The organism is Vagococcus sp. WN89Y (assembly GCF_052220145.1).
Lineage (GTDB): Bacteria > Pseudomonadota > Gammaproteobacteria > Enterobacterales > Enterobacteriaceae > Kosakonia.
The window spans coordinates 18,457-44,832 of the sequence record NZ_JBQPOM010000065.1 but is presented as its reverse complement, the minus strand read 5'-3'; the positions used below and the strand labels follow the sequence as shown (position 1 = coordinate 44,832).

Here is a 26,376-nt window from a genome sequence, read left to right as displayed (position 1 = left end):
TTATTTCACCTGCGCGAGGGCAGAACAGAGTTGTTGAGCGGCGAGGATAATACGCGGGCTTGCGCGTTCAAACCAGTCGCTATGCAGAGAAATAATCGGCGCATTAAGCAGGTTATGCCAGTACTGTTCTGTTTGTGTGATATCGCGCGCGCTGCCAGCTACGATAATGGCCTGCGGCTTGCGCGCCAGCACCTGTTCGCGGCTCACCTGCGGCCAGGGCACACGGCTATTGGCGAAAATATTCTCGCCACCGCACAGTTCCACGACCTGGTTCTGGATTGAACCTTTACCGCTGGTAAAGAGCGGCTGCGCGCCAAACTGCATAAACACGCGCTTTTTTGCCAGGTTCGCGTAGCGCGATTTCAGCGCCTGATACTGGCTAAGCAGCTGCTGTGCCGCTTCTTTTGCCTGCTCCGGGTGGGGACTCCATGCCGCCAGTTTGTTTAGCGTCCCGGCCACCTGCTCGATGGTTATCGCATCCACCCACATGACGGTGATACCAAACTGCTTAAGCTGATTAACCTGCCGCTCCGTGTTTCCACCGCGCCAGGCCAGCACCAGGTCAGGCTTGAGAGCAATAATGCGCTCAAGATTCATGCCCTGCCAGGTTGCCACTTGTTCAATGTTCTGAGCTTGCGGCGGATAATCGGAATGGCTGCTGACACCCACAGGAGTGATACCTGCCGCAAACGCCAGCTCGGTGTTCGCCGGAGAGAGCGAAACCACGCGCGGCGCGGCGCTTAGCCACGCAGGTATCAGCAAAAGCAGGGCGATAATCGCCCTGGACCGCGAATTAACCACGTGCCAGTTTCTGTACCAGTGCTTCCACCATCAGCGTGGATTGTTTTGCCGCTACTGCCAGGAACTCATCAAAACTGATGTGTGACTGCTGATCCGCAACATCAGAAATGGCGCGCACCACAACAAACGGTACGCCGAAGTGATGACAAACATGCGCCACCGCCGCTGCTTCCATCTCGACCGCAATCGCCTGAGGGAAGTTGTGGCGGATTTTTGCCAGCATGACGGAGCCGTTAATAAAGGCATCGCCGCTGACAATCAGCCCGCGCACGGCATTAAGCTGCAACTGGCCGATACAGGCTTCGGCGGCAGCAATCAGTGTTTCGTCGGCTTTAAACCCTGCCGGGCAGCCAGGCAGTTGACCAATTTCGTAACCAAAGGCGGTCACGTCGACATCGTGATAACGCGCCTCGTCAGACACCACAATATCGCCAACCTTTAACGTCGGTGCCAGACCGCCCGCAGAACCTGTGTTAATAATCACATCCGGCTTACAATGTTCCAGCAGCAGCGTCGCGCCCATTGCGGCGGCAACCTTACCAATGCCGGATTTCAGCAGTGCGATCTCTGTGCCATGCAGCGTACCGGTGTAGATTTCGCTCCCGCCGATATTGAGGGTTTGACGATTCCCGATTTTGTCACGCAGCAGCGTAACTTCTTCTTCCATTGCACCAATAATGCCAATTTTCATGGTGATACTCGCTAATGTGATAGGACAGAATTACGTTTTCAGGGCATAGTCTATCATGGCATAGATAATTGCATGATATCCCGTGGTGCTATGCACAGGAGAGATAATGGCAGAGATCGATTTTCGCAATAAAATAAACTGGCATCGTCGTTACCGCTCGCCGCAGGGCGTCAAGAGCGAGCGAGAAATACTGCGTATTTTTGAAAGCGATCGCGGGCGCATTATTAACTCTCCCGCTATCCGGCGCTTGCAGCAAAAAACGCAGGTCTTTCCGCTGGAGCGCAATGCGGCGGTGCGCACGCGCCTGACGCACTCCATGGAAGTTCAGCAGGTGGGGCGCTATATTGCTAAAGAAATCCTCACTCGCCTCAAAGAGCTGCGGCTGCTGGAGGCTTACGGTCTGGAGGAGCTTACCGGGCCGTTTGAGAGCATTGTCGAGATGGCGTGCCTGATGCATGACATTGGCAACCCGCCGTTCGGCCATTTTGGCGAAGCGGCGATCAACGACTGGTTCCGCCAGCGCCTGGTGCCGGAAGATGCGGTTAGCCAGCCCTTGTCAGACGATCGCTGCGAAGTGCTCGCGCTGCGCCTGCGTGAAGGCGAAGAGAGCCTGAATGCGCTACGCAACAAAGTCCGCCACGATTTATGCCACTTCGAAGGAAACGCCCAGGGGATTCGCCTGGTCCATACGCTGATGCGCATGAACCTGACCTGGGCGCAGGTCGGCTGCATTCTGAAATATACGCGTCCTGCCTGGTGGGTGGGGAAACCTCCCGCCTCTCACAGCTATTTAATGAAAAAACCAGGCTACTATTTCTCGGAAGAGGCTTACGTTGAGCGCTTACGTAAAGAATTGCACCTCGACACTTACAGTCGCTTTCCATTGACCTGGATAATGGAAGCGGCGGACGACATCTCCTACTGCGTGGCCGATCTGGAAGATGCGGTAGAGAAGCGCATTTTTACCGTTGAGCAGCTTTATCATCATCTTCACGAAGCCTGGGGAGCGCATGAAAAGGATTCGCTCTTTGCGTTGGTGGTGGAAAACGCCTGGGAGAAGTCCCGCGCGAATTCCCTGAGCCGTAGTGCGGAAGATCAGTTCTTTATGTATTTACGCGTTAATACATTAAATAAACTGGTGCCTTATGCTGCGCAGCGCTTTATCGATAATTTGCCGCAAATTTTCAGCGGCGAATTTAACCATGCGCTGCTGGAAGATGACAGCGGATTTAGTCAGCTACTTGAATTATATAAAAATGTCGCCATTAAACATGTATTCAGCCACCCGGATGTTGAGCAGCTGGAATTACAAGGGTATCGCGTTATCAGCGGGTTGCTGGAGATTTACCGTCCGTTGTTGCAATTATCATTGGCGGATTTTACTGAACTGGTGGAAAAAGAGCGCTTAAGCCGTTACCCCATTGCCTCGCGCCTGTTTCATAAGCTCTCGACGCGGCATCGGCTGGCCTATGTTGAGGCGGTCAGTAAATTATCCCCCGACGCGGCGGAATATCCGGTGCTGGAGTATTACCACCGGTGTCGATTAATTCAGGACTATATTAGCGGAATGACCGATCTGTATTCATGGGATGAATATCGCCGCTTAATGGCGGTGGAATAATGCCGCTGAATTGTAAAGATGGACAATATTTTTTTACTTTTTCCAGACAGTTAATTCCGGAACTTACGTTTATAAATCGACTCTGAGTGACACATACACAGCAGTTTGCGTTAATCGTTGATGAGATTGAAAGACATGAAGAAAACCACGTTAGCAATGAGTGCACTGGCTTTAAGTTTATCGTTGGCGCTGTCGCCGCTTACCGCGACGGCGGCAGAAACCGCTTCATCTACCGCTACGGCACAGCAGATGCCGAGCCTTGCGCCGATGCTGGAAAAGGTTATGCCTTCGGTTGTTAGCATCAACGTCGAAGGTAGTACCACCGTCAACACGCCGCGCATGCCGCGTAATTTCCAGCAGTTCTTTGGTGACGACTCGCCGTTTTGCCAGGAAGGCTCGCCTTTCCAGAGCTCACCTTTCTGCCAGGGCGGAGCGGGTGCGCCGGGCGGCGGCCAGCAGCAAAAATTTATGGCGCTGGGTTCCGGGGTAATTATTGATGCGGCGAAAGGTTATGTCGTTACCAATAACCATGTTGTTGATAATGCGACCACCATCAAAGTGCAGCTGAGCGATGGCCGTAAGTTTGATGCCAAAGTGGTTGGCAAAGACCCGCGCTCCGACATCGCGCTGATTCAGATTCAGGACCCGAAAAACCTGACCGCTATCAAGATTGCGGATTCTGACGCGCTGCGCGTGGGGGATTATACGGTCGCTATCGGTAACCCGTTCGGTCTGGGCGAAACCGTGACCTCCGGGATTGTTTCCGCGCTGGGTCGCAGCGGTCTGAACGCGCAAAACTACGAAAACTTTATTCAGACGGATGCCGCCATCAACCGGGGTAACTCCGGCGGGGCGCTGGTCAACCTGAACGGTGAACTGATCGGTATCAACACCGCGATTCTCGCGCCGGACGGCGGCAACATCGGTATCGGCTTTGCTATTCCGAGCAATATGGTGAAAAACCTCACCGGTCAGATGGTGCAGTACGGCCAGGTACGCCGTGGCGAACTGGGCATTATGGGCACGGAGCTGAACTCTGAACTGGCGAAGGCGATGAAAGTCGATGCCCAGCGCGGGGCGTTTGTCAGCCAGGTGATGCCGAACTCGGCTGCGGCGAAAGCCGGTGTTAAAGCGGGTGATGTCATTACTTCTCTGAATGGTAAGCCAATCAGTAGCTTTGCGGCGCTGCGCGCGCAGGTAGGGACGATGCCAATCGGCAGCAAAGTTGCGCTCGGCCTGTTACGTGATGGCAAACCGGTTAATGTCACGCTGGAACTGCAACAGAGCAGCCAGAACCAGGTTGATTCGAGCACTATCTTCAGCGGTATTGAAGGTGCTGAGATGAGCAACAAAGGCAAAGATGGCGGCGTGGTAGTGAATTCGGTTAAACCGAACACACCGGCTGCGCAAATTGGCCTGAAAAAAGGTGATGTGATCATTGGCGCGAACCAGCAGCCGGTGAAAAATATCGCCGAGTTGCGCAAAATCCTCGACGCCAAACCTTCCGTGCTGGCGCTGAACATTCAGCGTGGTGATAGCTCTCTCTACCTGCTGATGCAGTAATCTTCCCTTAACCTCTTCTCCTGGCTCCAGGAGAAGAGGGCTTTCCCATTATTTTGTGAAGCTTTGTTTTGTGAAGCTTTCCACAACTCCACACTTCTGAATTACGCTTTGTGCATTTGCACAATGCACCCTCTGGTTTTCTCCCATATGCTTGGGCTCTGCACACGGGAGGGTTACATGGCTGGCTGGCATCTTGACACCAAAATGGCACAGGATATCGTGGCACGCACGATGCGTATCATTGATACAAACATTAACGTTATGGATGCACGCGGTCGCATCATTGGCAGCGGCGATCGCGAACGTGTTGGCGAATTGCACGAAGGCGCGTTGCTGGTGCTCTCCCAGGGCCGGGTCGTGGATATTGATGATGCGGTAGCCCGCCACCTGCACGGTGTGCGTCAGGGCATCAATTTACCGCTGCGACTGGAAGGCGAAATCGTCGGTGTTATTGGTTTGACCGGTGAGCCGGAAACGCTGCGCAAATATGGCGAGCTTGTCTGTATGACCGCCGAAATGATGCTGGAGCAATCCCGCCTGATGCACCTGCTGGCGCAGGATAGCCGCCTGCGCGAAGAACTCGTCATGAACCTTATCCAGGCCGAGGAACACACGCCTGCACTCACCGAATGGGCGCAGCGCCTGGGGATTGATTTAACCCAGCCACGCGTGGTGGCGGTGGTGGAAGTGGACAGCGGGCAGCTGGGTGTCGATAGCGCGATGGCCGAGCTGCAACAGTTGCAAAACGCGCTGACCACGCCGGAGCGTAACAACCTGATAGCCATTGTCTCGCTGACTGAGATGGTGGTGCTTAAACCGGCGCTGAATCAGTTTGGACGCTGGGACGCCGAAGATCACCGTAAGCGCGTTGAGCAACTTATCGCCCGCATGAAAGAGAACGGGCAGCTGCGTTTTCGCGTGGCGCTCGGCAACTATTTTACCGGGCCGGGCAGCATCGCTCGTTCCTATCGCACCGCGCGCACTACCATGATGGTGGGTAAACAGCGCATGCCGGAGAGCCGCAGCTACTTTTACCAGGATTTAATGCTGCCGGTGCTGCTCGACAGTTTACGCGGCGGCTGGCAGGCCAATGAGCTGGCGCGCCCGCTGTCACGGTTAAAAGCGATGGACAATAATGGATTGCTCCGGCGTACGCTGTCGGCGTGGTTTCGCTACAACGTGCAGCCGCTGGCAACGTCGAAGGCGCTTTTTATTCACCGCAACACGCTGGAATACCGGCTGAATCGTATCTCGGAGTTAACCGGGTTGGATTTGGGGAATTTTGACGATCGCTTGTTGCTGTATGTGGCGCTACAGCTGGACGAGCAACGATAATGCCGGGCATGGCCCGGCACGCTGTTGTTACTTGCCCCGAGTCAACTTCTCAAGATCGGCTTCGATTTCGTTGATCTTGTTCGTTACCACGCTTTCCAGATGGCGCAAGTCGTCGAGGATCTTACGTTTCAGATCCACTTCAGTACGATCGCGCTGGCAAATTTGATCGAGTTCATCAATCACATAGCGAAGGTTCGGGCTGATTTCCTGCACTTCTTTATAGCCCTGGCCCACGCCGTCCGCGACGACGGTTTTACGCTGGCGCGGATATTTAAATTTCACGCTTTTGGCAAAAAACTCGCCGCGATCCTTATGAAAATAGATCTTCAGAATATCGTTGTTCGCTTCCTGGCGGAGGCTATAACGATCGATTTCATCAGGATTGGTAATGCCTAAACTTTTCAGATTATCGTACATAGCGGTACCCTTAAGCTCAACATAACCCATGAATAATTAACGAAAAGATCAATTTAAGCCAGCCGCTTGCGCAAAAAAAAGCGGGGGAAGTGACCCTCCTCGCAAAGAGGAGGGGAAAAGCGTCAGTCGATAGTGCGCAGCAGTTCGTTGATGCCAACTTTACCGCGCGTTTTCGCGTCCACTTTTTTCACAATTACCGCGCAATACAGGCTGTATTTGCCATCTTTTGACGGCAGGTTGCCGGAAACAACGACAGACCCTGCCGGTACGCGACCATAATGGATTTCACCGGTTTCACGATCGTAAATGCGCGTGCTCTGACCGATGTACACACCCATCGAGATAACCGAACCTTCTTCAACGATAACGCCTTCCACAACTTCTGAACGCGCGCCAATGAAACAGTTATCTTCAATAATAGTCGGATTTGCCTGCAGTGGTTCCAGCACGCCGCCAATGCCTACGCCGCCAGAAAGATGAACGTTTTTACCGATCTGCGCGCAGGAGCCGACGGTGGCCCAGGTATCGACCATCGAGCCTTCATCGACATACGCGCCGATGTTCACGTACGAAGGCATCAGCACCGTGTTGCGGGCGATAAACGCGCCCTGACGCACGGCCGCAGGAGGAACCACGCGAAAACCTTCTTTCTGGAAACGCGCTTCATCATAGTCGGCGAATTTCATCGGAACTTTATCGAAGAAGCGGCTTTCGGCGCCGTCGATAACCTGGTTATCATTGATGCGAAAAGAGAGCAGAACCGCTTTCTTCAGCCACTGGTGGGTGACCCACTGGCCATCAATCTTTTCTGCCACGCGAAGTTTGCCGGAATCAAGCAGTGCAATAACCTGGTTAACCGCTTCACGGGTAACGGTATCGACATTTGCCGGAGTTATCTCTGCGCGGCGCTCGAAAGCGGTTTCAATAACGTTCTGTAACTGCTGCATTGTTAAGCTCTTTCCATCTGTGTAAAAAAAACATCACCCTTTATCGTTTGGATTGAGGGCCTGTGTCAACCGTTGTTGGACTTCCTTTTGCAGCGCATTATTAAGGGCACGCCGGTTCGCCGTAGCGATTATGAATAAATCTTCTACTCGTTCACCAATTGTTGTAATTCGGGCGCCATGCAGCGAAATTCCAAGATCGGCAAACACCTGGCCCACCCTGGCAAGCAGGCCTGGCTGGTCAAGCGCAATCAATTCAAGAAACGATTTTCGCTCCGTATGCGTGGGCAGAAAATTGACCTCGGTGTCGACGGTAAAGTGGCGCAATTTTGCTGGCTGGCGGCGCGGCTGTGGAGGCTGCCAGGTATGTTGCGTAATGGCTTGCTCGAGACCTGCGCAAATCGCTTCGTGGCGATCGGCGGAAAGCGGGCTGCCGTCCGGCTCCAGCACAATAAACGTATCCATGGCCATCCCATCGCGGGTGGTGAAAATTTGCGCGTCATGCACGCTGAGATTGCGCCTGTCCAGCTCCGCGCACACGGCGGCAAACAGATACGGACGATCCGGACTCCAGATAAAGATCTCCGTGCCGCCGCGCGTGGCCTGCGGGCTGAGCAGGATCATCGGCTTGCTTAAATCGTGCTTCAGTAAATGCCGGGCGTGCCACGCCAGCTGATTTGGGCTGTGGCGCACAAAATAGTTGGCCCGACAGCGCGACCAGATGTGATGCAGCGCTTCTTCGTCAATGTTATCCATGCGCAGCAGCGCCAGCGCCTGCAACTGATGATGGCGCACGCGCTCGCGCATATCGGGCGTGTTTTGCATACCCCGGCGCAGCTGTTTTTCCGTGGCGAAATAGAGCTCGCGCAACAGGCTCTGTTTCCAGCTATTCCACAGGGTTTCGTTGGTCGCACAGATATCCGCCACCGTCAGGCAGATGAGAAAACGCAGGCGGTTTTCCGTTTGCACCTCTTCCGCGAATTGTTTAATCACTTCCGGGTCCTGAATATCGCGGCGCTGGGCAGTGACCGACATCAACAGGTGATGGCGCACCAGCCAGGCGACCAGCTGCGTTTCCCTGGAATTCAGCCCGTGCAGCTCGGCAAATTTCAGCACGTCCTGTGCCCCCAGTACCGAGTGATCGCCGCCGCGACCTTTGGCAATATCGTGGAACAGCGCGGCTATCAGAATCAGCTCCGGGTGCGTCAGGCGCGGCCACAACTCGACACATAACGGATGCTTACTGCGCGTCTCCTCTTTTGCAAAGCTCTCCAGCTTCAACAAGACGCGGATGGTGTGTTCATCCACGGTATAGGCATGAAACAGATCGAACTGCATTTGGCCGACGATATGCGACCATTGCGGCATATACGCCCAGAGCACGCTGTGGCGATGCATCGGCAGCAAGCCGCGACTCACCGCGCCGGGGTGGCGCAGCATCGCCAGAAAAATGGTGCGCGCCTCTGCGATATAACACAGCGGCTGCTTCAGATGACGTCGGGCATGGCGCAGATGGCGCAGGGTGGTGGAATAGATCCCCGTGATACTACTGTTGCGCACCATAATATAAAACATGCGCAGGATAGCCTGCGGCTCGCGAATAAACAGCGTCTCGTCGCGTAAATCAATCAGCGTGCCGCGCAGCTGGAACTCGTCATCAAGTGGCCGGGGCTTCTCATCGGCGGTCAGCGCCAGTATCGCTTCGTCAAACAGCTGGAGCAGCATCTGATTGAGCTCGGCGACGCGGCGGGTGACGCGATAAAAATCCTTCATCATATGTTCAACCGGCTGATTGCCTTCGCCGACATAGTTCAAACGCTGGGCGACGCTAAGCTGCCTGTCGAACAGCAGGCGGTTATCGTAGCGGTTAAGCTCCAGATGCAGCGCGAAACGAATGCGCCACAGCAGATGCTGGCACTCGTTAAGCTCGTTGCGCTCAGCCTGGGTGAGAAAACCGAACCCGACCATCTCATCAAGCGACGTCGCGCCGAAATGCCGGCGGGCAACCCACTGTAACGTATGGATATCGCGCAATCCGCCAGGGCTGCTTTTAATGTCCGGCTCCAGGTTGTAGCTGGTGCCGTGGTAACGCTGGTGGCGCTCGTTTTGCTCTTCGACCTTGGCGGCAAAAAAGGTTTCGGACGGCCAGAAATTATCGCTAAAGATATGTTTTTGTAGCTCAAGGAATAATGCCACGTCGCCAATCAGCAGCCGCGACTCAATCAAATTGGTCGCCACGGTTAAATCTGATAACCCTTCGAGCAGGCATTCATCCAGCGTGCGCACGCTGTGCCCGACTTCCAGCTTCAGATCCCATAGCAGCGTCAGCAGCTCGCCAATCTTCTGCGCCTGTTCGTCGGGCAACTTTGCGCGGCTTAAGATAAGCAGATCGATATCGGATAAGGGATGCAGCTCCGCGCGCCCGTAGCCGCCGACCGCGACCAGCGCCACATCACCCACATCGCCAAAACCGTATTCCAGCCATAAGCGTTGCAGCAGCTGATCGATAAATTCAGTACGCGCTTCTATTAATTGTTCGGCAGAAATCCCGGCGTCAAACACACGCCCTAACCACTGCTGGAAAGCATCAATATGGGCTTTGATGCTGGCACACTGGAGATCTGCCTGCGGCCAGACGCCCGGATAATCAGGCTGACCGGGGAGGGTGGGTTGTACGGCACTGATAAATTGTTCTGATGTCGTGGTATTACTCATGGTTAGCCACCCATTACGGAATGCGGGTCTGTTACAAAGCAACTTAAAAGAGTTAGTTAAAAATGAAAAGTTCTTTATATGTATGACGCGGGCAGGGAGGCAGGGGGCGTAAAAAAACGGCCCGCAGTGCGGACCGTTTTCAGTATCAGGCAGCGGTCAGTACCGCGTCGATTGTGTCGTCTTTACGCAGCGTGAGGATTTCACAGCCGGTTTCGGTCACCACGATGGTGTGTTCATACTGCGCCGACAGGCTGCGGTCTTTGGTTTTTACCGTCCAGCCATCTTTCATGGTACGAATGCGGAAATCACCGGCGTTCACCATTGGCTCAATCGTAAATGTCATGCCGGGTTGCAGCACCACACCGCCATCGTCTGCATCGTAGTGCAGCACTTGCGGCTCTTCGTGGAAGCCGCGGCCAATACCGTGCCCGCAATACTCGCGCACCACGGAGAAACCTTCGCCTTCGACATATTTTTGGATCGCCGCGCCCAGCGTGCGCAGACGGATGCCCGGCTTCACCATGCGCAGGGCCAGGTAAAGGCTCTGTTGGGTGACGCGGCACAGGCGCTCGCCAAGGATCGTCGGTTTACCTACGATAAACATTTTCGACGTATCGCCGTGGTATTCATCTTTAATCACGGTCACGTCGATATTCACGACATCACCATCTTTCAGTAGCTTGCCATCATCCGGGATACCGTGGCACACCACTTCATTAATAGATATACATACTGATTTCGGGAAGCCGTGATAGCCAAGGCAGGCAGAGACCGCATGCTGCGTGTTGACGATATAATCATTACAGATACGATCCAGCTCGCCGGTGCTGACGCCCGGTTTCACGTGCGGCTCGATCATTTCCAGCACTTCAGCGGCAAGACGGCCCGCGACGCGCATTTTTTCAATTTCTTCAGGTGTTTTAATAGAGATAGCCATGGAGTGTGTCCATCAGTGTCGATTTTTTCGACTATACCAGGTTAAGTACTGTTAATGGTAACAGTCGGGCGCGCGTTGTGACAAATTGAGAATCCTTAATCGCACGCGGCGCCAACAACTATTGGTTTCTGGCCGTGATTTATGGTATAAAGCGCGCCGGACTTCCGTTCCAGTTTTTGGGTACGGAGGCGACAAATCTCACTTTGTGTAATAACACACACGTATCGGCACATATTCCGGGGTGCCCTTCGGGGTCGGTAATATGGGATACGTGGAGGCATAACCCCAACTTTTATATAGAGGTTTTAAACATGGCAACTGTTTCCATGCGCGACATGCTCAAGGCTGGTGTTCACTTCGGTCACCAGACCCGTTACTGGAACCCGAAAATGAAGCCGTTCATCTTCGGTTCACGCAACAAAGTTAGCATCATCAACCTTGAGAAAACCGTACCGATGTTCAACGAAGCCCTGGCTGAGCTGAACAAAATTGCTGCCCGTAAAGGCAAAATTCTGATCGTTGGTACTAAACGCGCTGCAAGCGAAGCGGTAAAAGAAGCTGCTCTGAGCTGCGACCAGTTCTTCGTGAACCATCGCTGGCTGGGCGGTATGCTGACTAACTGGAAAACTGTTCGTCAGTCTATCAAACGTCTGAAAGACCTGGAAACTCAGTCTCAGGACGGTACCTTCGACAAGCTGACCAAGAAAGAAGCGCTGATGCGTACTCGTGAGCTGGAAAAACTGGAAAACAGCCTGGGCGGTATCAAAGATATGGGCGGTCTGCCGGACGCTCTGTTTGTTATCGACGCTGACCACGAGCACATCGCAATCAAAGAAGCAAACAACCTGGGTATTCCGGTATTTGCTATCGTTGATACCAACTCCGATCCGGACGGCGTTGACTTCGTTATCCCGGGTAACGATGACGCAATCCGTGCGGTGAACCTGTATCTGAATGCAGTTGCTGCTACCGTTCGTGAAGGCCGTTCTTCGGATCTGGCTACTCAGGCGGAAGAAAGCTTCGTAGAAGCTGAGTAATAAGGCACGCTCTCTGAGCCCCTTATTGAGCAGGTAGTACCGAGTTTGGTTAGGGGGCCTGTTTATGGCCCCTTTTTTACTTTTAAGGCTGTTTGGTCGCGACGACCAGGCAAGTCAAATCTTCCGAGGATTTTAGAATGGCTGAAATTACCGCATCCCTGGTAAAAGAGCTGCGTGAGCGTACTGGCGCGGGCATGATGGACTGCAAAAAAGCGCTGACCGAAGCCAACGGCGACATCGAGCTGGCTATCGAGAACATGCGTAAATCCGGCGCTATCAAAGCGGCGAAAAAAGCAGGCAACGTTGCTGCTGACGGTGTGATCCTCACTAAGATCGACGGCAAATACGGCATCATTCTGGAAGTTAACTGCCAGACTGACTTCGTAGCAAAAGACGGTGGTTTCCAGGCATTTGCTAATAAAGTACTGGACGCTGCGGTTGCAGGCAAAATCACTGACGTTGAAGTGCTGAAAGCACAGTTCGAAGAAGAGCGTGTAGCGCTGGTTGCGAAAATTGGTGAAAACATCAACATTCGCCGCGTTGCATCTCTGGAAGGCGACGTTCTGGGTAGCTACCTGCACGGCGCGCGTATCGGTGTTCTGGTTGCTGCAACCGGTGCTGACGAAGAGCTGGTTAAACAGCTGGCTATGCACGTTGCTGCAAGCAAGCCGGAATTCGTTAAGCCGGAAGACGTGTCTGCTGAAGTGGTAGAAAAAGAGTACCAGGTTCAGCTGGACATCGCTATGCAGTCTGGCAAGCCGAAAGAAATCGCAGAGAAAATGGTTGAAGGCCGTATGAAGAAATTCACCGGCGAAGTTTCTCTGACCGGCCAGCCGTTCGTGATGGACCCGAGCAAAACCGTTGGTCAGCTGCTCAAAGAGCACAACGCTGACGTAACTGGCTTCATCCGCTTCGAAGTGGGTGAAGGCATCGAGAAAGTTGAGACTGACTTCGCAGCCGAAGTTGCTGCCATGTCCAAGCAGTCTTAATCATTAAAAAGGAGCCGCCTGAGGGCGGCTTCTTTTTGCCCTTCATCTGAAAAACAGCCAACACGCTAGTGTTTGCGCTGGCAGGCGACGTATCATAAGCGCCAGTATTATATCCGTCCAATTGTTGACAGTCTCAGGAAAGAAACATGGCTACCAATGCAAAACCCGTCTACAAACGCATTCTGCTTAAGCTGAGCGGTGAAGCGCTCCAGGGATCCGAAGGCTTCGGTATCGACGCAAGCATTCTTGACCGCATGGCGCAAGAAATCAAAGAGCTGGTTGAACTGGGTGTTCAGGTTGGCGTGGTGATTGGTGGCGGTAACCTTTTCCGCGGCGCAGGGCTTGCGAAGGCCGGGATGAACCGCGTTGTGGGCGACCATATGGGGATGCTGGCAACGGTGATGAACGGTCTGGCAATGCGTGATGCGCTGCACCGCGCCTACGTAAACGCACGCCTGATGTCCGCGTTCCCGTTAAACGGTGTGTGCGACAACTATAGCTGGGCAGAAGCCATCAGCTTGTTGCGCAACAACCGTGTCGTTATCTTCAGCGCCGGTACCGGTAACCCGTTCTTTACCACTGATTCCGCAGCCTGCCTGCGTGGTATCGAAATTGAAGCCGATGTGGTGCTGAAAGCGACCAAAGTTGACGGCGTGTACACCGCCGATCCGGTAAAAGATCCTAACGCGACCCTCTGTGAACAGCTGACGTATTCCGAAGTGCTGGATAAAGAGCTGAAAGTTATGGATCTGGCGGCCTTTACGCTGGCCCGTGACCATAAATTGCCGATTCGCGTGTTCAATATGAACAAACCCGGCGCGCTGCGTCGCGTCGTGATGGGCGAAAAAGAAGGCACATTGATTACGGAATAATTCCCGTACGCCGCAAATAAAGGTAAGATTCCGCTTTATTTCTTAGCTGTTGTTCCTGGCATCATCACGGTGCTATTAATTGAACAAGGCTATACTTAGCAGACCCGCAATCAGGCGAGCCAGCAAAAGGGTCGCCTGATACAAGATTTCAAGGATCCTAACGTGATTAGCGATATCAGAAAAGATGCTGAAACCCGCATGGAAAAATGCGTAGAAGCATTCAAAACTCAAATCAGCAAAGTGCGCACCGGTCGTGCATCCCCGAGCCTGCTGGATGGCATCGTTGTGGAATATTACGGCACGCCGACTCCGCTGCGCCAGCTCGCCAGCGTTACCGTTGAAGACTCCCGTACGCTGAAAATCAACGTTTTTGACCGCTCAATGAGCCCGGCCGTTGAGAAAGCGATTCTGACCTCCGATCTGGGCCTGAACCCAAGCTCTGCGGGCAGCGATATCCGCGTTCCGCTGCCAGCGCTGACGGAAGAGCGTCGTAAAGACCTGATCAAAGTTGTGCGTGGCGAAGCTGAGCAAGCGCGCGTAGCGGTGCGTAACGTGCGCCGTGATGCCAACGACAAAGTAAAAGCACTGCTGAAAGACAAAGAGATCAGTGAAGACGACGATCGTCGTTCGCAGGATGACGTGCAGAAAATGACTGACGCCGCCATTAAGAAAGTCGATGCGGCGCTGGCGGATAAAGAAGCGGAACTGATGCAGTTCTGATTCGACAAATACCGACGAAAACGCCGTACAGAGAGCCGCTCCGGCGGCTTTGCTGGCGGCGTTTTGCTTTTTATATTCGCAACGTTGTGAGCATTTCATGAAGCATTTAACCCTTCTGGGCTCAACAGGTTCTATTGGTTGCAGCACGCTTGACGTCGTGCGTCATAATCCTGAACGTTTTTCCGTGACCGCGCTGGTCGCCGGGAAAAACGTTGTCCGTATGGCTGAACAGTGTCTGGAGTTCAAACCACGCTTTGCGGTGATGGAGGATGCGGCGAGTGCGCAACAGCTGAAGACGATTCTGCGTGAGCAGGGCAGCCCTACCGATGTGCTGAGTGGCCAACAGGCTGCCTGCGAAATGGCCGCGCTCGGCGAGGTCGATCAGGTGATGGCGGCGATTGTCGGGGCGGCGGGGCTGGTACCGACGCTTGCCGCAATCCGCGCAGGGAAGACCGTCCTTCTGGCGAATAAAGAGGCGCTGGTGACCTGTGGCCGCCTGTTTATGGAGGCGGTTAAAGCCAGTGGCGCGCGGCTTTTGCCGGTAGACAGTGAACACAACGCGATTTTTCAGAGTTTGCCGGAAACAATTCAGCACAACCTGGGGTACGCTGATCTCGAGCAGAATGGGGTTTCGTCGATTCTGCTTACCGGGTCAGGTGGCCCGTTTCGTGAGACGCCGTTAGCGAGTCTGGCATCAATGACGCCGGACCAGGCTTGCCGCCATCCGAACTGGTCAATGGGGCGTAAAATCTCCGTTGATTCCGCCACCATGATGAATAAAGGTCTGGAATACATTGAAGCGCGCTGGTTGTTTAATGCCTCTGCCCGCCAGATGGAAGTGCTGATCCACCCGCAATCGGTGATCCACTCCATGGTCCGTTATCAGGATGGCAGTGTGTTAGCGCAGCTGGGTGAGCCGGATATGCGTACACCGATTGCACACACGATGGCCTGGCCTGAGCGTGTGCCGTCTGGTGTAAATGCCCTCGATTTTTGCAAGCTGAGTTCGTTGACGTTTGCTGCCCCCGATTTCGATCGTTACCCTTGCCTGAAACTGGCGATTGATGCCTCAAGCGAAGGTCAGGCGGCAACAACGGCGCTTAACGCAGCAAACGAGGTGAGCGTTGCGGCATTTCTGGCATCCTCTATACGTTTCACGGACATCGCTGCCCTTAATTTGTCTGTTCTGGAGCAGATGGATTTACGCGAACCGCAAAGTATCGATGACGTGCTGGCTGTGGATGCACAAGCCCGCGAGGTTGCGAAAAAACAAGTGACGCGCCTCGCAAGCTGGTGATATTACGGTCGGGCGTGACGGTGCTATTTGTTAGCGTTGGGCTTCGGTGATATAGTCTGCGCCACCTGATTCGCCAGTTTGTATTATGGCTTCTTGGGTTAGCCGTGGTTGCACGGCTTTTTTGCGTCAAGATTACTGTATTCCTGAGTACCGCTAAATCCTTTTCAGGGACTAAAACGCGTTATGTTGTCTGCTAACCAACCGATAAGCGAAAGTTTGCCAACGCATGGCTGCCGCCATGTAGCGATAATTATGGATGGCAATGGTCGCTGGGCAAAAAGGCAGGGGAAACTCCGGGCCTTTGGTCACAGGGCTGGGGCAAAGTCTGTGCGTCGCGCGGTCTCTTTTGCCGCCAATAATGGTATCGACGCGCTGACGCTTTATGCTTTTAGCAGCGAGAACTGGAATCGTCCGGCGCAGGAAGTGAGCGCGCTGATGGAGCTGTTTGTGTGGGCGCTGGATAGCGAAGTAAAAAGCCTGCACCGCCACAATGTGCGCTTACGCATCATCGGAGATACCAGCCGTTTTAATGCGCGTTTGCAGGAAAGAATCCGCAAAGCGGAGGCGTTAACAGCTCAAAACACCGGGCTGACGCTGAATATCGCAGCGAACTATGGTGGGCGCTGGGATATCGTACAGGGAGTCCGTCAGTTAGCCGTGCAGGTGCAGGAAGGGTTGTTACGTCCCGATCAGATAGATGAAGAAACGCTGAATAAGCAAATCTGCATGCATGAACTGGCTCCCGTTGATTTAGTGATTAGGACTGGCGGAGAACACCGCATAAGTAATTTTTTACTTTGGCAAATCGCTTATGCCGAACTTTACTTTACTGATGTTCTTTGGCCTGATTTTGATGAACAAGACTTTGAAGGTGCGCTGCATGCCTTTGCTAATCGAGAGCGTCGTTTCGGCGGTACCGAGCCTGGTGGCGACAAAGCCTGATGGGGGTTGCTTTTGCTGAAGTATCGCCTGATTTCTGCGTTTGTATTGGTACCCATTGTTATTGCAGCGCTTTTTTTGCTGCCGCCGGTGGGATTTGCGATCGTTACGCTCGCCGTATGTATGCTTGCTGCGTGGGAATGGGGGCAACTGAGCGGCTTTACCTCCCGTTCTCAGCGCGTCTGGCTGGCGGTGCTGTGTGGGCTCGTGCTGGCGGCTATGCTGGTGATGATGCCAGAATATCATCACGCGGTTTATCAGCCGCTGGTGGAATTCTCGCTCTGGGCTTCGCTTGCCTGGTGGCTGGTGGCGCTGGTGCTTGTGCTGACGTACCCGCGATCGGCGGCGATGTGGCGCCACTCTAAAACACTACGTCTGATTTTTGGTGTGCTGACGATTATCCCTTTCTTTTGGGGAATGGTGGCGCTGCGCGGCTGGCATTATGACGAAAACCACTATGATGGCGCGCTGTGGCTGCTCTATATCATGATTCTGGTCTGGGGCGCGGACTCCGGCGCCTATATGTTCGGCAAACTTTTTGGTAAGCATAAGCTGGCGCCTAAAGTTTCTCCGGGTAAAACCTGGCAAGGTTTTCTCGGCGGGCTGCTGACGGCAGGCATTATCTCCTGGGTTTACAGCGCATGGGCGGACCTTGCCGTTGCGCCTTCGACATTGCTGATATGCTCTATCGTTGCCGCGTTGGCATCGGTGCTTGGCGATTTGACAGAAAGTATGTTTAAACGTGAAGCGGGAATTAAAGATAGTGGGCACTTAATTCCAGGTCATGGCGGTATAATGGATCGCATAGACAGCCTGACGGCGGCAGTTCCTGTGTTTGCCTGCCTGTTATTGCTGGTTTTCAGGACGATTTGACGGAAGGTTTTATGCTGAGCATTCTCTGGAATCTGGCGGCGTTTATTATCGCGCTTGGTGTGTTGATCACCGTGCATGAGTTTGGCCATTTCTGGGTTGCCCGGCGTTGTGGAGTGCGGGTAGAGCGTTTTTCCATCGGTTTTGGCAAAGCGCTCTGGCGTCGCTACGACAAGCACGGTACTGAGTTTGTTATCGCCCTTATTCCGCTGGGCGGCTATGTCAAAATGCTGGACGAACGCGTTGAGCCGGTCGCGCCAGAAATGCGTCACAGCGCATTCAATAATAAAACGGTCGGCCAGCGCGCTGCCGTTATCGCGGCGGGTCCCATCGCCAACTTCCTCTTTGCAATCTTCGCTTACTGGCTGGTGTTTATCATCGGCGTGCCCGGTATTCGCCCGGTGGTTGGTGAAATAACGCCCAATTCCATCGCCGCAAACGCGCAAATTGCCCCCGGCACGGAACTTAAAGCGATAGATGGTATCGAAACGCCTGATTGGGATGCTGTGCGTTTACAGCTGGTATCTAAAATCGGCGACAGCCAGGCAACCGTCAGCGTAGCGCCGTTTGGCAGTAATGCTCGCCAGCAAAAAGTGCTGGATCTGCGTGACTGGTCTTTTGAGCCGGATAAAGACGATCCGGTGATGTCACTGGGTATTCGTCCCCGCGCCGCTCAGCTCGAACCCGTGCTTGCAGAAGTGCAGCCAGGATCGGCTGCCAGTAAAGCGGGTTTGCAAGCTGGCGACAGGATCGTTAAAGTCGATGGTCAGCAGTTAACGCAGTGGATGACGTTTGTTACCCTGGTACGGGATAACCCTGGCACGTCGTTAGCACTGGAAGTAGAAAGACAAGGGGTTCCCTTGTCTTTAACGTTGATACCGGATACAAAACCCGGTAAGAAGGCAGAGGGTTTTGCAGGCGTGGTGCCTAAAATCATCCCGCTGCCGGATGAATACAAGACAGTACGCCAGTACGGGCCGTTCAGCGCCATTGTTGAAGCCACGGATAAAACCTGGCAGTTGATGAAGCTGACGGTCAGTATGTTGGGGAAATTGATAACCGGTGATGTAAAACTGAACAACCTCAGTGGGCCGATCTCCATCGCCCAGGGGGCTGGGATGTCAGCGGAGTTCGGGTTGATTTACTACCTCATGTTCCTTGCTCTAATCAGCGTGAACTTGGGCATTATCAACTTGTTCCCATTACCCGTCCTTGATGGCGGGCATCTGCTGTTTTTAGCGATAGAGAAGCTAAAAGGCGGACCGGTATCCGAGCGAGTTCAAGACTTTAGTTATCGCATTGGCGCTATTTTGCTGGTGCTGTTAATGGGGCTTGCACTTTTCAATGATTTCTCTCGGTTGTAAGAGAGTTTGTTAGGAAGAACGCATAATAACGATGGCGATGAAAAAGTTGCTCATAGCGTCGCTGCTGTTTAGCAGCGCCACCGTATACGGTGCTGAAGGGTTCGTCGTGAAGGACATTCATTTCGAAGGCCTACAGCGTGTCGCCGTTGGTGCGGCCCTCCTCAGTATGCCAGTACGTCCTGGCGATACGGTGAATGATGAAGATATCAGTAACACCATTCGCGCTCTGTTTGCCACCGGCAACTTTGAGGATGTTCGTGTCCTGCGTGACGGTGATACCCTTCTTGTTCAGGTGAAGGAACGCCCGACGATTGCCAGCATTACTTTCTCCGGTAACAAATCGGTGAAAGACGACATGCTAAAACAGAACCTTGAGGCTTCTGGCGTTCGTGTTGGCGAGTCGCTGGACCGAACCACTCTGTCCGATATCGAAAAAGGGCTGGAGGATTTCTACTATAGCGTGGGTAAATACAGCGCCAGCGTCAAAGCCGTTGTCACCCCGCTGCCGCGTAATCGCGTCGACCTGAAGCTGGTCTTCCAGGAAGGCGTGTCCGCGCAAATCCAGCAGATCAATATCGTCGGTAACCACGCCTTTTCTACCGAACAGCTGATCTCCAACTTCCAGCTGCGTGATGAAGTGCCGTGGTGGAACGTCGTCGGCGATCGTAAATACCAGAAACAGAAACTGGCTGGCGACCTGGAAACACTGCGCAGCTACTATCTGGATCGTGGTTATGCGCGCTTCAATATCGACTCAACCCAGGTCAGCCTGACGCCGGACAAAAAAGGCATCTACATTACCGTTAACGTTACCGAAGGCGATCAGTATAAGCTTGCCGGCGTGCAGGTTAGCGGCAATCTGGCGGGGCACTCAGCCGAAATCGAAAGCCTGACCAAAATCGAGCCGGGCGAGCTGTATAACGGCACCAAAGTGACCAAAATGGAAGACGATATTAAAAAGCTTCTTGGTCGCTATGGTTACGCCTATCCGCGCGTTCAGTCCCAGCCTGAAATTAACGATGCTGACAAAACCGTCAGACTGCGTATCAACGTGGATGCCGGCAACCGGTTCTACGTGCGTAAAATTCGTTTCCAGGGCAACGACACCTCGAAAGATTCCGTGCTGCGCCGCGAAATGCGCCAGATGGAAGGCGCATGGCTGGGCAGCGACCTTGTCGATCAGGGCAAAGAGCGTCTGAACCGCCTGGGTTATTTTGAGACGGTTGATACCGAAACCCAGCGCGTACCGGGCAGCCCGGACCAGGTAGACGTAGTCTACAAGGTCAAAGAGCGTAACACCGGTAGCTTTAACTTCGGCGTGGGCTACGGCACCGAGAGCGGCGTCAGCTTCCAGGTTGGCGTACAGCAGGATAACTGGTTAGGTACCGGTTACTCTGTGGGGATCAGCGGTACCAAAAACGATTATCAGACATACTCTGAGTTGTCCGTCACCAACCCGTACTTTACGGTTGATGGCGTCAGCCTTGGCGGTCGTATCTTCTATAACGACTTTAAAGCTGACGATGCTGACCTCTCGACCTATACCAACAAGAGCTATGGTCTTGATGGTACGCTCGGCTTCCCGATCAACGAATACAACTCCCTGCGCGCCGGTCTGGGCTATGTGCATAACAGCCTGTCGCAGATGGAACCGCAGGTGGCGATGTGGCGTTATCTGGAGTCTGTTGGTCAAAATGCCAGCACGGCGAACGACGATAACGACTACTCGGCGGATGACTTCACCTTCAACTACGGCTGGACGTATAACAACCTCGACCGTGGTTATTTCCCGACAAAAGGCTCTCGCGTTAACCTGAACGGTAAAGTTACCATTCCTGGTTCCGATAATGAGTTCTACAAAGTAACGCTGGACACCGCTTCCTACTTCCCTATCGATGACGATCACAAGTGGGTAGTGCTTGGGCGCACGCGTTGGGGCTATGGCGATGGTTTAGGCGGCAAAGAGATGCCGTTCTATGAAAACTTCTACGCCGGTGGTTCCAGCACCGTACGTGGCTTCCAGTCCAACAACATTGGTCCGAAAGCGGTGTACTTCGGTGGCAACAACCAGCGTAACTGCGATAATACAGTTTCAGGCTCCGTATGTAAGTCTGATGACGCGGTGGGCGGTAACGCTATGGGTGTGGCAAGCGTTGAGCTGATCACGCCGACACCGTTTATCAGCGAGAAGTACGCCAACTCTGTTCGCACCTCTTTCTTCTGGGATGCGGGTACCGTTTGGGATACAAACTGGGACAATACGGCGGTAATGCGTGAACAGGGTATCCCTGATTATAGTGATCCGGGCAACATTCGTATGTCTGCGGGGATCGCATTGCAATGGATGTCACCACTGGGGCCGTTGGTTTTCTCCTACGCCCAGCCGTTTAAAAAGTACGAGGGAGACAAAGCGGAACAGTTCCAGTTTAACATTGGTAAAACCTGGTAATTCGCCGCTGCGATGGAATGCGCCAGCAGTGTAGTGATGGCCCGCGGCTTTCGACAGAAAGCCCGGCCTCGCAAAGAACTGTACCTGCGGGTACAAACGGGATGGTAAGGAGTAAATTGTGAAAAAGTTGTTATTAGCTGCAGGTTTCGGTTTAGCAATGGCAACGTCCGCTGTTCAGGCAGCTGACAAGATTGCGATTGTTGATATGAGTAATCTGTTACAGCAGGTTGCACAGACTTCCGGTGTTTCTCAGACCATGAAAAACGAATTCGGCGGCCGTGCCAGCGAACTGCAGCGTATGGAAACCGACCTGCAAACCAAAGTACAGCGTTTGCAGCGTGACGGTTCTACGATGAAAGCGAGCGAGCGCACTAAGCTTGAAAAAGAGATTGCGTCTGGTCGTCAGGACTTCGCGCAGAAAGCGCAGGCTTTCGAGCAGGATCAGGCCCGTCGTTCTAACGAAGAACGCGGCAAGCTGGTTACCCGCATCCAGGCTGCAGTGAAAAAAGTGGCAGCTGACCAGGGCGTCGATCTGGTTGTTCCTTCTAACGCCGTTATTTACAACAGCAGCGATGTGAAAGACATCACCGCTGATGTACTGAAACAGGTTAAATAAGTAATGCCTTCAATTCGACTGGCTGATTTAGCTCAGCAGTTGGATGCAGAATTACACGGTGATGGCGATATCGTCATCACCGGCGTTGCGTCCATGCAATCTGCCGGAGCAGGTCACATCACCTTCATGGTAAATCCTAAATACCGTGAACACCTGGCCGCATGCCAGGCGTCTGCCGTTGTCATGACGCAGGACGATCTTCCTTTCGCCAAAAGCGCCGCGCTGGTGGTAAAAAACCCGTACCTGACCTATGCGCGTATGGCCCAAATTCTTGATACGACGCCGCAGCCAGCGCAAAGCATTTCGCCTGCCGCAGCAATCGATCCGAGCGCTCAGCTTGGCAATAATGTTGCCATTGGCCCGCATGCCGTGATCGAATCCGGCGTGGTTCTCGGCGATAATGTCGTCATCGGGCCGGGCTGTTTCGTCGGGAAAAATACGAAAATTGGCGCAGGCTCGCGCCTGTGGGCCAATGTCACCATTTACCATGAAATTGAAATGGGCGAAAATTGCCTGGTGCAATCCGGTACGGTAATTGGTTCTGACGGTTTTGGTTATGCCAACGATCGTGGAAATTGGGTTAAAATTCCGCAACTTGGCCGCGTGATTATCGGCAACAATGTTGAAATCGGTGCCTGTACAACTATCGATCGCGGCGCGCTTGACGATACCCGTATCGGTAATGGCGTGATCATTGATAATCAGTGTCAGATTGCACATAACGTTGTGATTGGCGACAATACCGCAGTTGCCGGTGGTGTCATCATGGCGGGCAGTCTGAAAATTGGACGCTACTGCATGATTGGTGGCGCCAGTGTAATCAATGGGCATATGGAAATTTGCGACAAGGTGACCGTAACGGGGATGGGGATGGTTATGCGCCCAATCACTGAGCCTGGAATTTATTCTTCCGGTATTCCGTTACAGCCAAACAAAACGTGGCGAAAAACCGCTGCCCTGGTGATGAATATTGATGATATGAGCAAGCGTCTGAAAGCCGTCGAGCGCAAGGTCAATCAACAAGACTAATAATTCATCGACTTATTTGCCTATACACGAAAGAGTTCGCGTTACAGGAATGTCTTAACACCCCTGTGGCGGAGTTGTGGAGTGTATACAGTTACCGGCCTGTTGGCATTCATACGATTGCCACGGGCCGCGTTATTATTGCTTTTTAGTATATTTGGACAGGAACAGTATTTTGACTACTGACACTCATACTCTGCACATTGAAGAGATTCTTGAGCTTCTGCCGCATCGCTACCCGTTTTTGCTGGTAGACCGTGTGCTGGATTTTGAAGAAGGACGTTTTCTGCGCGCAGTTAAAAATGTATCGGTTAACGAACCGTTTTTCCAGGGGCACTTCCCTGGCAAACCGATTTTTCCGGGCGTGCTGATCCTCGAAGCAATGGCGCAGGCGACAGGCATTCTGGCGTTTAAAAGCGTTGGTAAACTGGAACCTGGCGAGCTGTATTACTTCGCGGGTATCGACGAAGCGCGCTTCAAGCGCCCGGTTGTGCCTGGCGATCAAATGATCATGGAAGTCACTTTCGAAAAAACCCGTCGTGGCCTGACCCGTTTTAAAGGCGTCGCGCTGGTAGACGGAAAAGTTGTTTGCGAAGCGACTATGATGTGTGCACGTAGCCGGGAGGCCTGATACGTGATTGATAATACCGCCTTTATTCATCCAACTGCCATTATTGAAGAGGGTGCCATTATTGGCGCCAATGTTCATATCGGCCCATTCTGTATTGTGGGTTCCCATGTAGAAATCGGTGAGGGTACCGTACTGAAGTCTCATGTTGTCGTAAATGGCCACACAAAAATTGGTCGCGACAATGAGATCTACCAGTTCGCTTCCATCGGTGAGGTTAACCAGGATCTGAAATATGCTGGTGAGCCGACCCGTGTGGAAATTGGCGATCGCAACCGCATTCGCGAAAGCGTCACCATTCACCGTGGCACAGAACAGGGTGGTGGATTGACGAAGGTGGGTAGCGATAACCTGCTGATGATCAACGCGCACATCGCGCACGATTGTACCGTGGGTAATCGCTGCATCCTCGCGAATAACGCGACGCTTGCAGGGCATGTCTCCGTCGATGACTTTGCTATCATCGGCGGTATGACCGCTGTGCACCAGTTCTGCATTATCGGTGCTCACGTGATGGTTGGCGGCTGTTCTGGCGTTGCCCAGGACGTTCCGCCATACGTGATCGCCCAGGGCAACCATGCCACGCCGTTTGGCGTGAACATTGAAGGCCTGAAGCGTCGTGGCTTTAGCCGGGAAGCGTTAGTGGCTATCCGTAATGCTTACAAACTGCTGTATCGCAGCGGTAAAACGCTGGACGAAGCGAAACCGGAAATTGCCGGGCTTGCTGCGAAGCATCCGGAAGTTGACGCGTTTATGCAGTTTTTTGAACGTTCAACGCGCGGTCTGATTCGTTAATGGTCGACAATCGTCCACTTACGATAGCCCTGGTCGCCGGAGAAACCTCCGGCGATATTCTTGGTGCCGGTCTGATTCGCGCACTGCGCGCGCAGGTTCCCAACGCCCGGTTTGTTGGGGTCGCGGGGCCGCGCATGCAGGAGCAAGGGTGTGAAGCCTGGTATGAGATGGAAGAGCTGGCGGTCATGGGCATCGTTGAGGTGCTGGGGCGTTTGCGCCGCTTGTTGCATATCCGCGCCGATTTGACCCGACGCTTTAGCGAGCTGAAACCAGATGTGTTTGTGGGTATCGACGCGCCGGATTTCAACATTACCCTTGAGGGTAATCTGAAAAAACAGGGCATCAAAACCATTCATTACGTCAGCCCGTCCGTCTGGGCGTGGCGGCAAAAACGCGTTTTCAAAATAGGCAGAGCCACCGATCTGGTCCTTGCATTTCTGCCTTTCGAAAAAGCGTTTTACGATAAATTTAACGTGCCGTGCCGCTTTATCGGCCACACCATGGCGGATGCCATGCCGCTGGACCCGGATAAAAACGCGGCGCGGGACCAGTTAGGTATCGCGCATGATGCACATTGCCTGGCGTTACTGCCCGGCAGTCGCGGTGCTGAAGTTGAAATGCTCAGCGGCGATTTCCTGCGTACCGCGCAGCTGTTGCGCAGCCGTTATCCCGGTCTGGAAGTCGTGGTTCCCCTGGTCAATGCAAAACGGCGCGAGCAGTTCGAGCGCATCAAAGCAGAGGTTGCGCCGGAGCTGCCGGTGCATATGCTGGACGGCATGGCGCGTGAAGCGATGATTGCTGCCGATGCCGCGCTGCTGGCGTCCGGCACGGCGGCGCTGGAATGTATGCTGGCGAAGTGCCCGATGGTTGTCGGCTATCGCATGAAGCCGTTTACCTTCTGGCTGGCAAAACGGTTGGTGAAAACGCCGTATGTCTCGTTGCCGAACTTGCTTGCCGGGCGTGAGCTGGTAAAAGAGCTCTTGCAGGATGAGTGTCAGCCGCAGGCGCTGGCCGATGCATTAGCGCCGCTACTGGCAAACGGCAAAACAAGCCACGAAATGCATGAAACTTTTCGCGAACTGCACCAGCAGATTCGCTGTAATGCCGATGAGCAGGCAGCAGACGCGGTGCTGGAGTTAGCAAAATGATGGAGTTCGTTTATCCACACACTCACCTGGTGGCCGGTGTGGATGAAGTCGGGCGCGGCCCGTTAGTTGGCGCGGTGGTGACGGCGGCAGTTATTCTTGACCCTGCACGTCCCATCATCGGTCTTAACGATTCGAAAAAATTGTCAGAAAAACGCCGCCTGGCTCTCTATGACGAAATAAAAGAAAAGGCGCTGGCCTGGAGTCTGGGGCGCGCAGAGCCGCATGAAATTGACGAGCTGAATATTCTGCACGCAACGATGCTGGCGATGCAGCGGGCGGTGGCGGGGCTCGCCATCACGCCGGAATTTGTGCTGATCGACGGCAACCGCTGCCCGCAACTGCCCATGCCGTCGCTGGCGGTGGTCAAAGGCGACAGCCGGGTGGCGGAAATTAGCGCCGCGTCGATTCTGGCAAAAGTGACCCGTGACGCCGAGATGCAGACCCTCGACCTCTCTTTTCCGCAATATGGATTTGCGCAACATAAAGGTTATCCCACCGCTTTTCATCTGGAAAAGCTGGCGGAACACGGCGCAACCGAACATCACCGCCGCAGTTTTGGGCCGGTGAAGCGCGCGTTGGGCCTGGTGTCCTGAATCCTGTAA

The 26,376-nt window shown here is 53.6% G+C and carries 24 protein-coding genes; 18 read left to right on the top strand and 6 right to left on the bottom strand.

The features are described 5' to 3' along the window. Positions 1 to 801: a vitamin B12 ABC transporter substrate-binding protein BtuF gene (gene btuF, locus ACTU3N_RS18705; RefSeq protein WP_443087628.1), complete on the bottom strand. Its 801-nt coding sequence runs from the start codon at positions 799 to 801 to the stop codon at positions 1 to 3. Further along, a complete protein-coding gene (gene mtnN / locus ACTU3N_RS18700) occupies positions 794 to 1,492 on the bottom strand; it encodes a 5'-methylthioadenosine/S-adenosylhomocysteine nucleosidase (RefSeq protein ID WP_443087627.1) in 699 nt (232 codons plus the stop codon). Before mtnN ends, btuF begins: the two co-directional genes overlap by 8 nt. Positions 1,493 to 1,598: 106 nt before the next feature. On the opposite strand from mtnN, the gene dgt reads away from it, so the two are divergent. The 3 genes from dgt (at position 1,599) to cdaR (ending at position 6,011) form a co-directional block, all read left to right on the top strand. Then, positions 1,599 to 3,113, top strand: coding sequence for a dGTPase (dgt, locus tag ACTU3N_RS18695; RefSeq protein WP_443087626.1), 1,515 nt, complete (start codon positions 1,599 to 1,601; stop codon positions 3,111 to 3,113). Between the two features lie 135 nt (positions 3,114 to 3,248). Continuing rightward, positions 3,249 to 4,676, top strand: coding sequence for a serine endoprotease DegP (gene degP, locus ACTU3N_RS18690; protein ID WP_443087625.1), 1,428 nt, complete (start codon positions 3,249 to 3,251; stop codon positions 4,674 to 4,676). Between the two features lie 177 nt (positions 4,677 to 4,853). Next, a complete protein-coding gene (gene cdaR, locus ACTU3N_RS18685; protein ID WP_443087624.1) occupies positions 4,854 to 6,011 on the top strand; it encodes a DNA-binding transcriptional regulator CdaR in 1,158 nt (385 codons plus the stop codon). 27 nt (positions 6,012 to 6,038) lie between these two features. Here the strand turns inward: cdaR and ACTU3N_RS18680 are convergent, their stop codons facing one another. The 4 genes from ACTU3N_RS18680 to map all read right to left on the bottom strand — a co-directional run bounded on the left by ACTU3N_RS18680 (position 6,039) and on the right by map (position 11,024). Further along, entirely contained in the window at positions 6,039 to 6,428 is a 390-nt protein-coding gene (locus ACTU3N_RS18680) for a DUF3461 family protein (RefSeq protein ID WP_443087623.1), read from the bottom strand. A gap of 122 nt (positions 6,429 to 6,550) precedes the next feature. Continuing rightward, positions 6,551 to 7,375 (bottom strand): 2,3,4,5-tetrahydropyridine-2,6-dicarboxylate N-succinyltransferase, encoded by an 825-nt coding sequence (dapD, locus tag ACTU3N_RS18675; RefSeq protein WP_443087621.1) that lies wholly within the window; start codon positions 7,373 to 7,375, stop codon positions 6,551 to 6,553. A gap of 33 nt (positions 7,376 to 7,408) precedes the next feature. After that, positions 7,409 to 10,087, bottom strand: coding sequence for a bifunctional uridylyltransferase/uridylyl-removing protein GlnD (glnD, locus tag ACTU3N_RS18670; protein ID WP_443087620.1), 2,679 nt, complete (start codon positions 10,085 to 10,087; stop codon positions 7,409 to 7,411). 145 nt (positions 10,088 to 10,232) lie between these two features. Then, positions 10,233 to 11,024, bottom strand: coding sequence for a type I methionyl aminopeptidase (gene map, locus ACTU3N_RS18665; protein ID WP_443087619.1), 792 nt, complete (start codon positions 11,022 to 11,024; stop codon positions 10,233 to 10,235). Between the two features lie 311 nt (positions 11,025 to 11,335). Between map and rpsB the strand changes: the two genes are divergently transcribed. The 15 genes from rpsB to rnhB all read left to right on the top strand — a co-directional run bounded on the left by rpsB (position 11,336) and on the right by rnhB (position 26,367). Continuing rightward, a complete protein-coding gene (gene rpsB / locus ACTU3N_RS18660; protein ID WP_443087618.1) occupies positions 11,336 to 12,061 on the top strand; it encodes a 30S ribosomal protein S2 in 726 nt (241 codons plus the stop codon). Positions 12,062 to 12,198: 137 nt separating this feature from the next. Next, positions 12,199 to 13,050 carry a translation elongation factor Ts gene (gene tsf / locus ACTU3N_RS18655; protein ID WP_443087617.1) on the top strand — a complete coding sequence of 284 codons (852 nt, stop codon included), beginning with the start codon at positions 12,199 to 12,201 and terminating at the stop codon, positions 13,048 to 13,050. A gap of 146 nt (positions 13,051 to 13,196) precedes the next feature. Then, a complete protein-coding gene (gene pyrH / locus ACTU3N_RS18650; protein WP_443087616.1) occupies positions 13,197 to 13,922 on the top strand; it encodes a UMP kinase in 726 nt (241 codons plus the stop codon). Between the two features lie 162 nt (positions 13,923 to 14,084). Further along, positions 14,085 to 14,642 (top strand): ribosome recycling factor, encoded by a 558-nt coding sequence (gene frr, locus ACTU3N_RS18645; RefSeq protein ID WP_443087615.1) that lies wholly within the window; start codon positions 14,085 to 14,087, stop codon positions 14,640 to 14,642. 97 nt (positions 14,643 to 14,739) lie between these two features. Continuing rightward, positions 14,740 to 15,939 (top strand): 1-deoxy-D-xylulose-5-phosphate reductoisomerase, encoded by a 1,200-nt coding sequence (gene ispC / locus ACTU3N_RS18640; RefSeq protein WP_443087614.1) that lies wholly within the window; start codon positions 14,740 to 14,742, stop codon positions 15,937 to 15,939. Between the two features lie 183 nt (positions 15,940 to 16,122). After that, complete coding sequence (gene ispU / locus ACTU3N_RS18635) at positions 16,123 to 16,881, top strand: (2E,6E)-farnesyl-diphosphate-specific ditrans,polycis-undecaprenyl-diphosphate synthase (RefSeq protein WP_443087613.1); 759 nt, start codon at positions 16,123 to 16,125, stop codon at positions 16,879 to 16,881. Positions 16,882 to 16,893: 12 nt separating this feature from the next. Continuing rightward, positions 16,894 to 17,751, top strand: a complete 858-nt coding sequence (gene cdsA, locus ACTU3N_RS18630; protein WP_443087612.1) for a phosphatidate cytidylyltransferase — start codon at positions 16,894 to 16,896, stop codon at positions 17,749 to 17,751. Positions 17,752 to 17,762: 11 nt separating this feature from the next. Further along, positions 17,763 to 19,112 (top strand): sigma E protease regulator RseP, encoded by a 1,350-nt coding sequence (rseP, locus tag ACTU3N_RS18625; RefSeq protein ID WP_443087611.1) that lies wholly within the window; start codon positions 17,763 to 17,765, stop codon positions 19,110 to 19,112. Between the two features lie 37 nt (positions 19,113 to 19,149). Next, complete coding sequence (gene bamA, locus ACTU3N_RS18620; RefSeq protein WP_443087610.1) at positions 19,150 to 21,561, top strand: outer membrane protein assembly factor BamA; 2,412 nt, start codon at positions 19,150 to 19,152, stop codon at positions 21,559 to 21,561. A gap of 118 nt (positions 21,562 to 21,679) precedes the next feature. After that, positions 21,680 to 22,177 carry a molecular chaperone Skp gene (gene skp, locus ACTU3N_RS18615; protein WP_443087609.1) on the top strand — a complete coding sequence of 166 codons (498 nt, stop codon included), beginning with the start codon at positions 21,680 to 21,682 and terminating at the stop codon, positions 22,175 to 22,177. A 3-nt stretch (positions 22,178 to 22,180) separates the two neighbouring features. Beyond that, complete coding sequence (lpxD, locus tag ACTU3N_RS18610) at positions 22,181 to 23,206, top strand: UDP-3-O-(3-hydroxymyristoyl)glucosamine N-acyltransferase (RefSeq protein ID WP_443087608.1); 1,026 nt, start codon at positions 22,181 to 22,183, stop codon at positions 23,204 to 23,206. A 193-nt stretch (positions 23,207 to 23,399) separates the two neighbouring features. Next, on the top strand, positions 23,400 to 23,834 hold the full coding sequence (fabZ, locus tag ACTU3N_RS18605) for a 3-hydroxyacyl-ACP dehydratase FabZ (protein WP_443087659.1): 435 nt from the start codon (positions 23,400 to 23,402) through the stop codon (positions 23,832 to 23,834). Positions 23,835 to 23,837: 3 nt separating this feature from the next. Then, positions 23,838 to 24,626 carry an acyl-ACP--UDP-N-acetylglucosamine O-acyltransferase gene (gene lpxA, locus ACTU3N_RS18600; RefSeq protein WP_443087607.1) on the top strand — a complete coding sequence of 263 codons (789 nt, stop codon included), beginning with the start codon at positions 23,838 to 23,840 and terminating at the stop codon, positions 24,624 to 24,626. Beyond that, complete coding sequence (gene lpxB, locus ACTU3N_RS18595) at positions 24,626 to 25,774, top strand: lipid-A-disaccharide synthase (RefSeq protein WP_443087606.1); 1,149 nt, start codon at positions 24,626 to 24,628, stop codon at positions 25,772 to 25,774. The genes lpxA and lpxB overlap by 1 nt, the downstream gene beginning before the upstream one ends. Continuing rightward, on the top strand, positions 25,771 to 26,367 hold the full coding sequence (rnhB, locus tag ACTU3N_RS18590; RefSeq protein ID WP_443087605.1) for a ribonuclease HII: 597 nt from the start codon (positions 25,771 to 25,773) through the stop codon (positions 26,365 to 26,367). The genes lpxB and rnhB overlap by 4 nt, the downstream gene beginning before the upstream one ends. Positions 26,368 to 26,376 lie beyond the last annotated feature (9 nt).